Raw genomic sequence first — 13931 nt, forward strand, 5'->3', positions numbered from 1 at the left:
GTCCTGCGTCGTCGTGGCGGTCGCGGGCAGCGGGGATGCGGGGGCCGGGCCGGTCGGGGTCGTCGGCTGCACGTGGTCGGGAGCCTCCACGGGGTCGGGGGACTGCCCGGGGTCGGGGGACTGCCCGGGTGCCGGTGGGGTGCTCACGAGGCCGCCCCCTCCGCCGTTGCCGCGGTGCGTGCCACGGCCCGGTGGTGGGCGGGGACCTCGTCGACCATGTGCTCGGCCTGGAAGAGGGCCTGGTGGATGAGGGTGCGTGCGTGCTCGTCGACGAGGCGGTAGTAGACGCGGGTGCCCTCCTGCCGGGTCGCCACCACGCGCGCCCAGCGCAGCTTCGCCAGGTGCTGCGACACCGCCGTGGGCGGTCGGCCCACCCGGCTGGCGAGCACGCCGACGGGCAGCTCCCCGTCCTCCAGTGCCAGGATCAGCCGGACCCGCGTCTCGTCGGAGAGCAGCGAGAACACCTCGGTGGCCAGGGCGACGTGCTCGTCGTCGGCGGTGCCCGGGGCCAGGACGTCTGCGCCCGGGTCGGGGAGGTCCGTGCCGGGAGCGGAGGGTCCAGCGCTGGGCACGGAAGGTCCGGCGCCGCGAACGAGGCGGGCCCCCACGGGCGCCGACCGCCGGGGGCCGGGACCCGGAGCGCTCACCTGCATGTCTGCATCCATGTGCAGATAACAGAAGCCTTGCCTCAGTCGGAGGAAGCCCTTTCGTCCCCTGCCGGGAGGTGGGCGGTGGTCCCACCGGAGTGACGTGGCGCCCCCGTGCCCGGGGAGGGGGTCCGGCCCCCACCGGCCCGCCGGGCACGGGCCCGGTCGTCGGGGGCCCGATCGTCGGGAACCCGGTCGTCGGGAACCCGGATCCGCGGGGTCGTCGAGGGCCGTCGCCGCCTGGTCCAAGGACCACGCAGCCACCAACTGATCCACCGACGGTCCCCGGTCCCGACCGGGCACTGACCACGCCGCCCCACCGGACCCATCCCCGGTGGGGCGGCGTCGTCGTCCAGGGGGTGATGCCTCCCCTCAGCCCGCCGATGCCCTCCCCCGACCCACGAGCCCGGCCCGCAGCAGGAGGACGTGGAGCTGGCAGCCGAGGCACAACCCGAAGGCAGCGTTGAGGAACGCCGCAAGGAAGGCGATCGCGGCCGAGACCACGACGGCGTGGGGCACCCCCACCAGCGCGAGCGCCAATCCGACCCCGGTCACCAGGAGGCCCACCCCCTGGGCGAAGGTCGGCGGAGCCGCGTCCTCGAGCTCGTCGGGCGGGGACAGACGCGGGCGCACCAGGCGTTGGAAGAGCAGACCCCAGGGATGACGTCCCACCCCGGCGAAGGCACCCCAGGCGAAGAGCACGACCAGCACCGCGAGCAGGACGAGGGCCGCAGTGCGGGCCCCCTGCAGGTCCAGGGCAATGGTCACCAACAGCAGCACCGAGGTGATCGCGGCACCGAAGCGCGGACCACGGGGGTCGACCCGGGTCGGGCGTATTCCGGCGCCGTTGGGTCCCCCCGCGGGGAGCGGGGCATGCGCGTCGGGGGGCGAGGTCCGCCCCACAGCCCGGGCACCACCCGTCGACGAGGACGGGGAACTGTCGGGTGAAGTGGTCATGCTGGCACCTCCAGGAGCTCGTCGATGGCGTGGGTGAGGTCGTCCCGCGAGGGTGCGCCGACGATGCGTCGCCGGACCCGGCCCGACCCGTCGACCAGCAGCAGGGTCGGCGTGCTCGCGACGTGGAAGCGGTCGGCGATGTCGGGGCGGTCGACCAGGTCGATCTCGCGGTGGTGGGCACCGGGACGCTGGTCGACCACCCCGCGCACGAGGCGCGCAGTCCCGGGGCAACGCGTGCACATGGGCGTGGACAGTTGGAGGACGGTCAGGCGGGAGTCGGGCTCAACGAGGTCGACCGCGGCTCCCTCCGCGTGGCGCACCCGCCCCTGACGGACACGGAGGACCACCCCGATGAGCACGCCCACCAGGACCAGGCCCGCAAGGACCGCCAGCGTCATGGTGGTGACGCTACGGGCGTTCGCACACGTGCGCGACCCCAGTCCTGCGCACCGGATGATTGTGAAAGATCCTCTGGGAAGGCATCCGAGGGGACCCGGTGCGAGCGAGGTCGGCACACAGCGGGGCGGGGCAGTGCCCGTTTCGTTCCGGACACTGCCCCGCCCCTGCTCCTCGGCCGAGAGCCCCGACTCAGCCGCGACGCCTGCGTGAGGCGAGCGTCAGACCCGTCCCACCGGCGGCGAGAAGGCCCAGTGCAACCAGGACTGCGGTGGACAGACCCGTGTGGGCCAGGCCCGTGGACTCCGACTGGTCAGACCCCGAGGCTGAAGACCCCTGGGTGGCGGAGGAGTCTCCACCGTTCGTCGACCCGCCGTTGTCGGACCCACCATTGTCGGACCCACCGTTGTCGGTGCCGCCGTTGTCCTCCGACCATGCGGGCACCAGGACCGAGGAGCCCGCGACGGGGATGTCGACGCTGTCGGTCAGGCCACCCTCGCCCACCGCATCGCCGGAGAGCTTGACGGAGGTCCCGTCGATGTCGACGTCGAGGGACCTGCCGAGGTACTTCAGGCCAGTGACACCGCCCGTGGCACCATCGAGGCGCACCACCGTCGGGGTGCCCTCATCGACCCGGTAGCCATTCGCGATCCAGATGTTGTCGATGTAGTTCGAGATCCCGAACAACGAGGGCCGGACACCGCTGGCGTTCGGCGTGCCGCCCGCCTTGTGGTCGCCGGTGGAGTTGTACACCTCTGCGAACCAGCCGGACTTCACCATGTCCCTGTTGAAGGAGTTGACGATGACCGTGGCCATGTCGCGCAGCTGTGCCACCGAGTAGGAGTCCGTCGAGGTGCTGGCACCGGTCGCTGCTCCGCCGATCGCCTCACCGTCCAGGAGTCCGTAGGTGGTGAGCTGCATGTCCGGTGCCTTCACCGCGAAGTGTCCGAGGCCCGCCAGCTGCTCGGTGTCGTCGTAGTCGCGCATGTACCGCTCCATGACCTTCTGGCGGTACTCGTCGTCCAGCTGGTCGGCGATCAGTGCGGTCGTCGTGTAGAAGGACCATCCGGCCTTGACCCAGCGCCCCTCCTGATCGCGGTAGTCGGGCCCCTCGGTCGGGTCCGACCACGGGCTCGAGGTCCGTGAGGTGTCGAGGAAGACCTTCTGCACGGTCGGGAAGACAGTTCCCTCGCTGTTCTGCGTGGTCGGGAAGAACCAGTCCTCGTAGTCCTTGGTCAGGTCCGTGATCATCGTCGTGAAGGTGGTGGCGTCGTCCTCGTGGCCGAGCAGCTCCGCGATGCGGGACCCGAAGTTGAGGTCGTAGATCAGGGAGGCGACGAACTCCGCGTCACGCTCATCCGTGTAGTTGTTCGAACCGTAGATCCACCGCATGTTGTGGCTCGCCCAGATGAGGTTGGCCCGGAGGTTGTCGTAGATCGAGGCCAGCTTGTCCTTGTCACCCGTCACCGAGTAGAGGATCCAGGCCGTCTGGGCCTTGCGGGACGGGAGCGACTCCCCCTTGAGGGCGCCGATCACCGGGCTCGAGTCCGTCCCCACACCGTTGGTGTCGGTCGGCTCTGCGCCGGTCATGGAGACCGACTCCATCATGCCGATGAAGGAGTCCCAGGAGGCGTCCGGATCGGTGTAGACGAGCTGTTGCATGCCCAGCAGGGAGTCCCAGCTGGCCACGTTCCTGGTGCCAGGGGTCCCGTGCATCCACAGCGAGGGCTTGCCCGTGCCCAGCTGCAGGTACTGGTTGCCGGTCTCGGGTGTGGCCGGGAGGACGTTCATCTCCAGGTTGACCCATGCCTTGTAGTAGAACGACTTCATCTGGTCGGCAGTCACTCCTCCGTCGGCCACCCGCTGGATCGAGTAGTCCTCGACCGCGGGGACACTGGAGACGTAGCCGTCCCAGAAGGACTGCCAGTGACCGAGTGAGCCCGCGGCGCGCGAGGCCGCGCCGAGTGCTCCGGCACGCGAGTTGGACGGCCCGTCCGCGTCGGACGGGGACAGCGCGTTCCCGGACTTGGCGTTGATCGCCCAGCCGACGCCCACGACAGATTCGGCATCCGCGGACAGGTCCGCGGTCCAGAAACCGGAGGTGGTGGTCGGGGTGGCCGAGGCCCCCATGTCCCGCTCCGCAGCTGCCTGGGAGCTGTAGAAGGTGGGCACGGACCCCTCGGGCAGGGCGATCGTCCGTGTGGCGTGCTCACCCACGATGGTGATCGTGTTCGAGGTGGAGTCGTAGGTCGTGCCGGACCCCTCGAAGGCTCCGCCGACGACGGGAACGGATCCCTCGGGAAGCCCCTCGGGATCGATGGAACGCACGAAGGCATCGACATCGGTGGAGTCGAAGTACTCCTCGGTGCTGATCGTGCCCGAGCTGTAGTGCCCGGTCATCGACAGGGAGGCCGGGGTCCAGGAGTAGTCCACCGAGTCGGCCTGGGAGAGCACCGCGGCCGAGGACGAGGCGTGGACCGACATCCGTCCGAAGGTGGTCGAGGTGCCCTTCCCGATCTGGAACACCTTGATCGAGAACGTCTTGGTCCCGGTCCAGCCCGTGATCTTCTGGAGGTCGAACACCAGCTCACCGGTGTCGGTGGTGTCGTGCCGCACCTCCTTGTCCCCACTGCCGTCATTGACCTTGAGCGCCCACTGACCACCTGTCATCGAGTCGACGTGGACCGACAGGTAGGGGGTGGCACCCAGGTCGGCCGTGATCGCCTTGGACTGCACGTAGCGGTAGTTCTCCCCCGCCTTCGATGACAGCGCGAGGGTGGCGGCCCCGTCTGCGGCCGTCAGGGAGATGTCCGAGTTCTGGGGGGTCCACCCGGCCGTCGTCTCGAAGTCGTCGCTCCAGGCCACCGCGGTTCCGGAGTCCGTCCTGATCGACATCGACTTCACGGTGACCGACGGCGCCGGACCTGACCCACCGTTGGAGGCCCACAGCTTGATGCGGAAGGGGGTGCTCGCGGAGATCTTGTTCGCCTGCATCGCCGCAGCCAGGTCGAAGGTCTGCACGGACTCCCCTGTGGAGGAGGTGTCGGCGACGACCGCCGTCTGGGCGTCGTCGCCGTTGCCGTCGGCGGTGTTGAGCTTGATGGCCCACTTCCCCGTCACGGAGGGGACGACGATCTCCAGCTTCGGGTTCGTCGCGGGGTTGATGGTGATGGGGTCCGAGTAGGCGGCCGACCAGTTCTTCCCGTCCAGGACGCGCACGGTCATCCCGTCCTGACCGACGGTCGCCGTCGCGCCGCTGAGCGTGTTCCACACCGAGGCGGAGGAGTCGAAGACCTGGTTCCACAGGACCTTGTCGCTGCCGGGATCCGCAGTGGATCCCTCGCCCTCGGCGGGCCGCAGGTAGGTCGTGAGCACATCCGCGGTCGACACCGCATTGTCCCAGGCATAGAACCCGGTGGACAGGGGCAGGTCGGTCCCTGAACTCCCCTTCAGCTCGGTGCTGGCACCGGAGGTGTAGGGGTTGAGGACGACCCTCGACCCGGGTACCGACAACCAGCGCTGCTGGGTGGCGCTGGAGTCCGACAGTGAGGCGTTGGTCGCCCCGCCACCGGTCTGCGGTGCCTCAGCAGCTCGTGCCGCTGCCGGGACCCCGACCGCGCCCGCCACGAGGGCGAGGACTGCGGGGACGACAACTGCGTGACGAGACAGTCTCATCAGCTCGACATCTCCTTCGATGGGACGGGAGCCGGGACGGTCACCCGGCTCTGCGAAGGTCCCGACGGCGCCGTCAGCCATCGACAGAGGTGCCTGAACAGCCTTGGTCCTGCATGGTCCACCTGTTACCGAAACGCTTCGCTTCCTGAGAGTCTAGCCCATGCACCTCGCTCGGTGTGACGCCCCGGACCCGCATGTCCGCCACGCACCGGGGCCGGGAGCCACCCACACCCCGACCCGGGGGCTCCCCCCGGGCGCCCACCCCCCCGGCACGGTCCCTGCGGCCCGCCGCCCGGACCACCACCTGACGGACGTGGGTGGACACGGAGGAGCCCCGACCCGGATGGGTCGGGGCTCCGATGGTCAGCGGGTACGTCGGTACCCGTCGCGAGCTGCGACAACACCGACAGTCCGATGACGTGTGCGGTGTCAGCGCTTCCGGCCGGTGAGCGCCCCGTAGATGAGCAGGACGATGATCGAACCGACGATCGCCATGATCCAGGCGCTGAGGGACCAGAAGTCCTGCATGACGTCGACCTTGAAGATCAGGCCGCCGAGCCAGCCGCCGACCATGGCACCGATGACGCCCAGGATGAGCGTCGCGAACCAACCACCCGGCTGGTCACCGGGAATGATGGCCTTCGCGATCGCCCCTGCGATCAGGCCCAGTAGAAGGAATCCCAAGAATCCCATGATGTCCATCCTCTCTTGATGTCGATGGGAAGCATCAACACCCCAACCCTCACACACCCTCCCGGGGGTCGCATCCGCTGGCGTGCGGGCACCTGCTCCGCGCACCGTCCGACAGCCGGGTCTCAGCGGACCTCCGCACCGGTCACGCGCTCATCGAGGAGCCTGACCATCGCCTCCTCCGTGATGATCGGGATCCCGTACTCCCGGGCCTTCCGGGCCTTTCCCGACATCGAGTCCGGATCTCCCGCCACCAGCACCTTGGCGGACCGACGAATCCCACCTGGTTCGAGACCGGCCCCGAGGATCCGCCGCTCCCACTCCTCCCGGGAGAGCAGGCGCGGGCTGGTCACCACCACGCGGTCTCCCGCGTCGAGCACCAACCCGCGACCCGCCCTGCACGGCCTCGGGGAGCCCGGGGAGCCCCCCATCCGTCCGTCGCCCGCCACGCGGCCCACCCCACCCTCGGGAGTGGCTCCCCGTCCCGTCTCCGTGCCGACGGAGCGCAGGGTCCCGGACGCGATTCCGGCGGGGACGCCGAGCAGCCGTGCCACGGCCGTGAACTCCTCGACCTCGGAGTCCTCCAGGACACCGTCCTCCCATGCCGCACGGGCCAGTTCACCCAGGTAGCGCACGTGCAGGTCGAGGAGCCCCTGCTCCGACAACCCCGAGCGCGCCGCGAAGCCCAGCAGTTCCGCCTGCTCGGACTGGCTGAGACACCGGTCCAGGAGCGCCCTGTCCACCAGGGCGAAGTACTCCTCGGCGTCGGCGCCGTCCGCGGTGTCCCTCGTGCCCACCGCCCGGGTCATCCACCGCGAGCCGGCCCCACGCGCAGCGGCTCCGTCCGCACGCGTCCACCGTGCGCGACGGGGACCACCACGGGGACGTTCCGTGCCGGGGTCCAGGGGTGAACCGTGCCCGTGGGGCGCCCACCCGCAGAAACCGTCGACCTCCCCCAGTACATCAGCCCAGGGGAGGGACCCACCCGCCCTCGTCAGGTAGTACCCGAAGAGCTCTGCGGTGGCCCTGGCGTCGCCCAGCGCGGAGTGCGCGTTGCGGAGGTCGACACCCGCCGCGGCGCAGCAGTCCGCGAGCCCGACGCTCGGTACCGACAGGAAGCGGCGGGCGTTCCTCATGGTGCACACCGACGGCGGCACCGCGCCAGTGGCCAGGCGTCCGGCGCGGACCATCTCCGAGGTGAGGAAACGGACGTCGAAGGAGGCGTTGTGCGCGACCAGGGCCCGCCCCTCCAGGACCTCCTCCAGGTCCTCGGCGACGTCCCGGAAACGGGGTGCCCCCAGGACGTCGGAGGCAGTGATGCCGTGGACGCGGGTCGCACCCACGTCACGGCCCGGATTGACGAGCGTCTCCCACTCGTCCTCGACCGAACCGTCAGGGTGCAGTGCCACGACACCGACCTCCACGATCCGGTCGGACCTCGGGCTGAAACCGGTCGTCTCCAGGTCGAAGACCGCGTATCCCCGCATGGGTACCCTCCCGTTGCGCATGTGTCCGTCCAGGTTCCCACGTCGTCCGCGTCCGGGGACGGTCCATTCCGGCGCGGTACCGGGCGTCAATCCCGGGGACGGGCGCGTGGTGGGGCGGACACGGACCCGAGGGACCCGGGGAGGTCCGCACCTGGCACCACCCCCGCCGTCGCCGCCCCCGCCGCGGACCCGACGCGCTCGGTCGGACCCGCCACGAAGAGGTACTCCGTGTTGCGCAGGTGCGAGACGCGACCGACCTTCTCGCCCGAGGCGTTGAAGATCCCGATCTGGGCGCCGACGTAGCGCTTGGAGTCGAAGGCCAGCACCCGTACGTCCTCGTACCCCGCGGTCCGCAGCGAGTGCACCATGTCTCCGGGACTGACCCAGGACTCGTCGTTGTAGGAGACGACCAGGACCTCCGCGCGGGCGCAGGCAATGATCCCCGCGAGCGCGACCGGCATCTCGCGCTTGCGGTTGAAGACCGACTTCGTGGACTCGTCCCGGCTGTCCACACGCTTGTTCGCGACCCCGTAGTGTTCGGGGGCGTCCCACCGCACCAGCGTCTCCCAGACGTGGTAGTTCGTGAAGTACCGGTGCTGGTTGTAGGGAGGGTCCAGGTACATCAGGTCCACGGTGGGCAGGGATCCCACGAGCTCCACGGCGTCCCCTCGAACCGCCCGACCGGGGCCCTCGAGGAGGTGGGGGGCACGCAGCTCGAGGGCGTTGTGGGACCGCGGGGACCAGGTCTTGAGGTAGGCCATCTGCATGCCGGTGGTGGAGTCCACGCGGTCCGCCGCCTCGACGAGGCTGGTCAGGAGGACGGGGAACAGGGGGGAGTCCCGGTACTCCGCCTCCAGCACGTCACGGATCGCGTCGATGCGCCGACCGTTGGCGGGCTGGATGTAGCGGGCGTCCTCGCAGAAGGTCCGGGTGAAGTAGCCCCGCCGTCCCGGCAGTGCGGACAGGCGTGCGAGGGCGTCCCCGACCTCTTCCCGGTCGACATCACGGGCATCGGTGGCGACGTAGCACTGGGCCAGGACCTCGGAGTAGGTCGCGATGTCGCAGGCGGTGACGTGCAGACCACGCCTCTTGAACTCCTGCGCCACCCGGGTGGTACCCGTGAAGAGGTCCACGGCCGTGGTGGCCCCGGTGGCCGTGGCGATCCTCCCCAGGGCGGGGACCAGTGTCCTCTTCGACCCCAGGTACTTGATCACGTGGGAAGTCTAGGTGCGCCCCACCCCCGGGGGAGGTCCGTCCGGCGGTCAGTGGGACACGGTGCTCCCCACACCCCGTGACCACCCCGACGCGACGAGGGCGGGAGCGACCACTGACCGCACCGGTCCCTCCGCGCGCGCTGGCGCACACTGTCCCCTAGCGTGGACACCGACCTCCGGACCGGCACCGACGCCGGGCCCGGTCCACCCATCCGCGGAGGAGACCACTGATGACCACCCAGGACGAACCCACCGAGTTCACCGCGGGGGAACGCGCCGCGATGAAGGAACGCGCGAAGGAGCTCAAGGCGGCGCGGCCCGGGAAGGGCCGGGCCAAGGTCGACCCCGAGGTCGCCGTGCTCGAGAAGATCGCGGAGATGCCCGAGGACGACCGGGCCATGGCGGAGAGGATCCACGCACTCGTCAAGGAGCACGCCCCGGACCTCGGCACGAAGACCTGGTACGGCATGCCCGCGTACACCCGCGACGGGAAGGTCGTCTGCTTCTTCCAGGCGGCATCGAAGTTCGGCGCGCGCTACGCGACCTTCGGTTTCGTAGGGCGCGGCCCATCTCGACGAGGGCGACATGTGGGCGACCTCCTTCGCCCTCCTGCACATCGGGCCGGCCGAGGAGGAGCGCATCGTGGAGCTCCTGGAGAGGGCCGTGGGCTGAGGCCATCCCCGGCGGTCGTCGGGGCCCTGACCGAACGGGTCGACCGCCGCGAGCATGCTGGCGCCGTCACGCGGCGCATCTCCGACGGGGCCGAGCGGCTGGACACCCCGTCGCGGCCCACCTCGGTCCCACGTGCGGCCCGCGGCGAGGATTCCTGTCAGTGTCATGGTCCCGGGTGGGGGGTCGAGCTCATGGGGGGACCACTCCGGTAGAGCTCGGTGACGAGGTCGATGAGGCTGTGGACGAGCGGTGGCGGGTCGTCCCTGCGCCAGGCGATGGAGACGGGGATTCGGGGCCCGTCCGCGATGAGCCGGTAGGTGACGCCGGGTCGGGGATAGTGGGCACGGGTGGCCTCCGCGGTGGTCCCGACACCCTCGCCGGCGGCGATCGCGTCCAGCCATTCGTCGACGTCGCCGGTGTGCACGACGGAGTGGGGTCCCTGACCCGCTGGCCAGAGATCGAGGTGGGTGGTGCCGGTGCGGGCGTCGATGAGAACGGTGCGCCCGGCGACCTCGGCCATGCGCAGGCTGCGCCGACTCCTCCAGGGGTCATCGGTGGCAAATGCGACGAGGCGTCGCTCCAGGCCCACGACGACGGAGGCGAACCGGTCGGAGTCGACGGGGGTGCGCACGACGGCCGCGTCGCAGTGGCCCTCGGCGAGGCCGGAGGTGGTCGTGTTCGCGCGGACGAGCGCGAGACGTGTTCCGGGATGGGTGCTCACCCATCGACGTTGCAGGGCGACGGTGTGGCTGCCGAGGGCGGCCCACGCATAGCCGAGCCGGAGGCTGGTACGCCCCGAGCCGGCCACGTCGGCGATCCTGTCGGCCTCCACGAGCACCCGTCGGGCCTGGTCGGTGACCGCCAGGCCGACCGGGGTCGGGACGCTGTGCCGGGGCCCGCGACGGATCAGGGTGACACCGAGGTCGTTCTCCAGGGCCTTGAGCGTCCGGGAGACGGCGGCCTGGGAGACCCCGAGGTCGATGGCCGCGTCCGTGAACGTGCCTGCGTCCACGACGGCGACCAGGGCACGGAGGTGAGCGAGCTCGACTGCCATGCGCCAAGCGTATGGCACTGCTGGTGCTTTGCATTTTGTGGATGGTTCCCGTGTCCATACGTTGCTGTCCATGGAGAAGACGGAAACATCTGCACCTGCTGCGCGGCAGCGGGTCCTCGGGGTCGCCACGATGCTCCTCAGCACGCTGTCCAACCAGGTCGGGGCCGGCCTCGGTTCACTCGCCTTCCCTGCCCTCGGACCACTCGGTGTCGTCTCGGTGCGCCAGCTCGTCGCCGCCGCCGTGCTGGTCCCGATCGCCCGTCCACGTCTCCGCACCCTCACGCGGCGCCAATGGTGGCCGATCCTGCTACTGGGAGTGGTCTTCGGGGTCATGAACATCGCCCTGTACTCCGCCATCGACCGGCTCGGCCTCGCCCTGGCCGTCACCCTTGAGTTCCTCGGGCCCCTCACCCTGGCTCTCGCCACCTCGAGGCGGCGACCCGACGCGGTCTGTGGACTCATGGCGGCAGTCGGCGTCGTCCTCATCACCGCCCCGAAGCCGTCCAGCGACTTCCTCGGGATCGGCCTGGGACTCGCCGCCGCCGCTGCCTGGGCCGCCTAAATCCTGCTCAATCAGGTGGTCGGTGCCCGCATCCCCGGGGGGCGCGGTACCTCGGCCGCCGCGGGCGTCTCGGCCCTCATCTGGGCGCCGGTCGCCGCTGTGACCTTCCTCCTCCGACCCCCGACCCCGGGGGCGCTCCTGCTGGCCGTGGCCTGCGGGGTGCTCTCCTCGGCGGTGCCCTACCTGGCCGACCTGGTCACACTGCGCCGGGTGCCCGCCTCCCTGTTCAGCGTCGTCATGAGTACCAACCCCGTACATGCGGCCCTCATCGGCTGTCTCATCCTGGGAGAGGCACTCGCCGTCAACGAGTGGGTCGGCATCGCCGTCATCGTCACCAGCAACCTCGTCGTCACACTCCTGCCCGGTCGGAGTGGGGACCGTGTCACCGGGATCCCCTCGGGCACCCGCGTGCTGCCGCCCGCACGCGGACGCGGTGTCCACCGCCCACAGCGCGCTGGGCAGTGGCGTGCTGCCGCGCCAGACAGCTGAAGCGTCAGGATCTCTGCGAAGCAGACAGTCCTGTCACCGACGCTCGGTGACGCCGGGCTCGGCGCCGACGATGATCCCCTCGACGACCTCGTGGACGGCGGACTCGTCCGGCGGACCACCGAGTTCGGCCGCGAAGAGCAGATGCCCCGTACCGATGAGCGCGTTGGCCAGTACAGCGGGGGTGGCGTCGGCACGGATGCGGCCGAGCCGCTGTTCGGCAACCAAGTACTCCGTCAGGCCGCCGGCCGCCTCGGTGAGCATCGGAACTCCTTGACGAGCCCCTGTCCGGAGCCGCGCGCGAAGCCCGTCGCGGGAGAGCACGAGTCGGACGACTGCCAGCCCCAGCGGGTCGAACAACCGAACGAGCGCCGTCGAGAGGTTCTCGATCACGGTCCGTCTGCCAGCTCGGTCGCCCAGGTCGACCGACATCGCGTCGACAGCAGCGATTCGCTCGCGAACGAGTGTCGCGAGGAAGTCATCGAAGTCGGCGAAGTGCCGGTGCAGAACGCCTTTGGCGACACCGGCCTCCTCGGTCACGGTCCGGCTCGTGAGACCTTCTGGTCCGTCGCGGAGCAGCACCCGCTCCCCAGCGGCGAGAAGACGGGAACGCGCATCGCGCAGCGCCACTCCGGTAGGCATCGCACTCCGTCCGCTTGTGAATGGGCACCCGCCCACTTAGAGTGGGCGCATGGTCACTCTACCTCCTGGGACTCCTCCGGCGGACGACGCCCCGCACAACCACCGCGAACTCGCTGAGTCATTCGGATCGGATGCCGACAAGTACGATCGCGCGCGGCCCCGGTACCCCGCCCCACTCATCGGCGCCATCGGCGATCGACTGCCGGGTCCCACGGTCCTCGACGTGGGAATCGGCACCGGCATCTCCTCCGAGCCGTTGCGCCAACGCGGACTCTCCGTGCTCGGCGTCGAGCCCGATCCGGACATGGCGGCGCTTGCGCGCGCCAAGGACTTCTCGGTCGAGACAGGACGGTTCGAGGACTGGGACCCGGCCGGTCGGACCTTCGACGGCGTGATCGCCGGGCAGACCTGGCATTGGATCGACCCGGACGCAGGGGCGTCGAAGGCCGCGAGCGTCCTGCGCCCGAGCGGTCAGATCGCGCTCTTCTGGAACCTGGGACTCCCATCGCCAGAACTGGCTGCCGAGTTCGCCGAGGTCTTCGCCTCCCTGGACACGGGTCTCCCGTTCAATCCCTGGGCTGCCGCGCCACGCGCCGACCCCTACGGTTCGATCATCGACCGTGCCGGCGCCGGTCTGCGTGCGACCGGCGCATTCGGGCCGGTCGAGCGTCTGGCCTTCGCGTGGCAGTCGACCATCGGGCGTGATGCCTGGCTTGAGCGGGCCTCGACCTCGGGCGGCATCAACCGTCTTCCGCAGGACAAGCTCGACACGCTCCTGCGAGGGATGGGGACGGCGATCGATGCCGTTGGCGGGACACTGCTGATCGACCACACGACGGTTGCGGCGCTGGCCGAACGGCTGCCCGACTGATCCGTTGGGGACGAGGAGGCAACCCTCCGGCTCGCGGAGCCGTTCGCCCTCGTGCCGGGCGGGAACGCCCTTGTCAGGGGTTCGACCGTGTCCGGAACTGTGGAGCCAACGGGACTCGAACCCGTAACCCCCTGCTTGCAAAGCAGGTGCGCTACCAATTGCGCCATGGCCCCTCGAGTGACGGGACGCGAGCCCCGCACGTGTGCCGGTGTCACGGACCTCCCGATCCGGCGACTCCGACCCCGCCCTCGTGCGCCCTCCGGGGTCAGAGCCCCGAGGGATCGTCGGTGACGGACCTCCACAGGTCGGCGTTGGTGGACAGGTCCTCCATGACCTGACGGACGACCAACCCCATCGCCGCAGCGGTGCCGACGGCAGCAAGGGTCGTGATCCACTTCTTCACGGGGGGTCCTCCACATCTCCGCCGACTGCGGATGGTGGGCCTAGATGGACTCGAACCATCGACCTCAGTCTTATCAGGACTGCGCTCTAACCTACTGAGCTATAGGCCCTCCGTGCCCGTGCGGGCACCGGACAATGCTACCCGAGCCCCCCGCCGGCGACAAAACCGCGTCCAG

At 70.1% G+C, this 13931-nt stretch carries 14 protein-coding genes and 2 tRNA genes; 4 read left to right on the forward strand and 12 right to left on the reverse strand.

Features of this window, described 5'->3' with window-relative positions; genetic code table 11:
- Nucleotides 1-143 precede the first annotated feature (143 nt).
- The 7 genes from TA90_RS03880 to TA90_RS03910 form a co-directional block, all read right to left on the reverse strand.
- Entirely contained in the window at nucleotides 144-572 is a 429-nt protein-coding gene (locus TA90_RS03880) for an ArsR/SmtB family transcription factor (protein WP_231550650.1), read from the reverse strand.
- Nucleotides 573-1019: 447 nt separating this feature from the next.
- Nucleotides 1020-1604, reverse strand: coding sequence for a DUF4395 domain-containing protein (locus tag TA90_RS03885; RefSeq protein ID WP_082031397.1), 585 nt, complete (start codon nucleotides 1602-1604; stop codon nucleotides 1020-1022).
- Nucleotides 1601-2002 (reverse strand): thioredoxin family protein, encoded by a 402-nt coding sequence (locus TA90_RS03890; protein WP_043534712.1) that lies wholly within the window; start codon nucleotides 2000-2002, stop codon nucleotides 1601-1603. The genes TA90_RS03885 and TA90_RS03890 overlap by 4 nt, the downstream gene beginning before the upstream one ends.
- 190 nt (nucleotides 2003-2192) lie before the next feature.
- Nucleotides 2193-5675: a hypothetical protein gene (locus TA90_RS03895; protein ID WP_147513366.1), complete on the reverse strand. Its 3483-nt coding sequence runs from the start codon at nucleotides 5673-5675 to the stop codon at nucleotides 2193-2195.
- Between the two features lie 429 nt (nucleotides 5676-6104).
- The gene (locus TA90_RS03900) at nucleotides 6105-6368 is read right to left on the reverse strand and encodes a GlsB/YeaQ/YmgE family stress response membrane protein (protein ID WP_043534747.1); all 264 of its coding nucleotides are present in this window, start codon (nucleotides 6366-6368) and stop codon (nucleotides 6105-6107) included.
- 122 nt (nucleotides 6369-6490) lie between these two features.
- The gene (locus TA90_RS03905; protein ID WP_043534714.1) at nucleotides 6491-7852 is read right to left on the reverse strand and encodes a 3'-5' exonuclease; all 1362 of its coding nucleotides are present in this window, start codon (nucleotides 7850-7852) and stop codon (nucleotides 6491-6493) included.
- Between the two features lie 86 nt (nucleotides 7853-7938).
- On the reverse strand, nucleotides 7939-9066 hold the full coding sequence (locus TA90_RS03910; protein WP_052450480.1) for a DNA adenine methylase: 1128 nt from the start codon (nucleotides 9064-9066) through the stop codon (nucleotides 7939-7941).
- Between the two features lie 230 nt (nucleotides 9067-9296).
- On the opposite strand from TA90_RS03910, the gene TA90_RS03915 reads away from it, so the two are divergent.
- Nucleotides 9297-9950, forward strand: coding sequence for an iron chaperone (locus TA90_RS03915; RefSeq protein ID WP_197067839.1), 654 nt, complete (start codon nucleotides 9297-9299; stop codon nucleotides 9948-9950).
- Here TA90_RS03915 and TA90_RS03920 read toward each other — a convergent pair.
- Nucleotides 9902-10792, reverse strand: a complete 891-nt coding sequence (locus TA90_RS03920) for a LysR family transcriptional regulator (RefSeq protein ID WP_052450481.1) — start codon at nucleotides 10790-10792, stop codon at nucleotides 9902-9904. The genes TA90_RS03915 and TA90_RS03920 overlap by 49 nt on opposite strands.
- 70 nt (nucleotides 10793-10862) lie before the next feature.
- On the opposite strand from TA90_RS03920, the gene TA90_RS14900 reads away from it, so the two are divergent.
- Together TA90_RS14900 and TA90_RS14905 are read left to right on the forward strand one after the other, a co-directional pair.
- Nucleotides 10863-11354, forward strand: coding sequence for an EamA family transporter (locus tag TA90_RS14900; protein ID WP_197067840.1), 492 nt, complete (start codon nucleotides 10863-10865; stop codon nucleotides 11352-11354).
- A 15-nt stretch (nucleotides 11355-11369) separates the two neighbouring features.
- The gene (locus TA90_RS14905; RefSeq protein WP_074015272.1) at nucleotides 11370-11843 is read left to right on the forward strand and encodes an EamA family transporter; all 474 of its coding nucleotides are present in this window, start codon (nucleotides 11370-11372) and stop codon (nucleotides 11841-11843) included.
- 33 nt (nucleotides 11844-11876) lie between these two features.
- Here the strand turns inward: TA90_RS14905 and TA90_RS03930 are convergent, their stop codons facing one another.
- The gene (locus tag TA90_RS03930; protein ID WP_043534715.1) at nucleotides 11877-12482 is read right to left on the reverse strand and encodes a TetR/AcrR family transcriptional regulator; all 606 of its coding nucleotides are present in this window, start codon (nucleotides 12480-12482) and stop codon (nucleotides 11877-11879) included.
- Nucleotides 12483-12531: 49 nt separating this feature from the next.
- On the opposite strand from TA90_RS03930, the gene TA90_RS03935 reads away from it, so the two are divergent.
- Complete coding sequence (locus TA90_RS03935) at nucleotides 12532-13353, forward strand: class I SAM-dependent methyltransferase (protein WP_043534716.1); 822 nt, start codon at nucleotides 12532-12534, stop codon at nucleotides 13351-13353.
- Between the two features lie 100 nt (nucleotides 13354-13453).
- Here TA90_RS03935 and TA90_RS03940 read toward each other — a convergent pair.
- The 3 genes from TA90_RS03940 to TA90_RS03945 all read right to left on the reverse strand — a co-directional run bounded on the left by TA90_RS03940 (nucleotide 13454) and on the right by TA90_RS03945 (nucleotide 13865).
- A tRNA-Ala gene (locus tag TA90_RS03940) sits at nucleotides 13454-13526 on the reverse strand.
- Nucleotides 13527-13618: 92 nt separating this feature from the next.
- Nucleotides 13619-13756 (reverse strand): DLW-39 family protein, encoded by a 138-nt coding sequence (locus TA90_RS14910; protein WP_187120088.1) that lies wholly within the window; start codon nucleotides 13754-13756, stop codon nucleotides 13619-13621.
- 32 nt (nucleotides 13757-13788) lie between these two features.
- Nucleotides 13789-13865 (reverse strand) — tRNA-Ile (locus tag TA90_RS03945).
- Nucleotides 13866-13931: the final 66 nt, after the last annotated feature.

Origin of the sequence: Actinomyces polynesiensis (assembly GCF_000820725.1) — a bacterium.
GTDB classification, from domain to species: domain Bacteria; phylum Actinomycetota; class Actinomycetes; order Actinomycetales; family Actinomycetaceae; genus Pauljensenia; species Pauljensenia polynesiensis.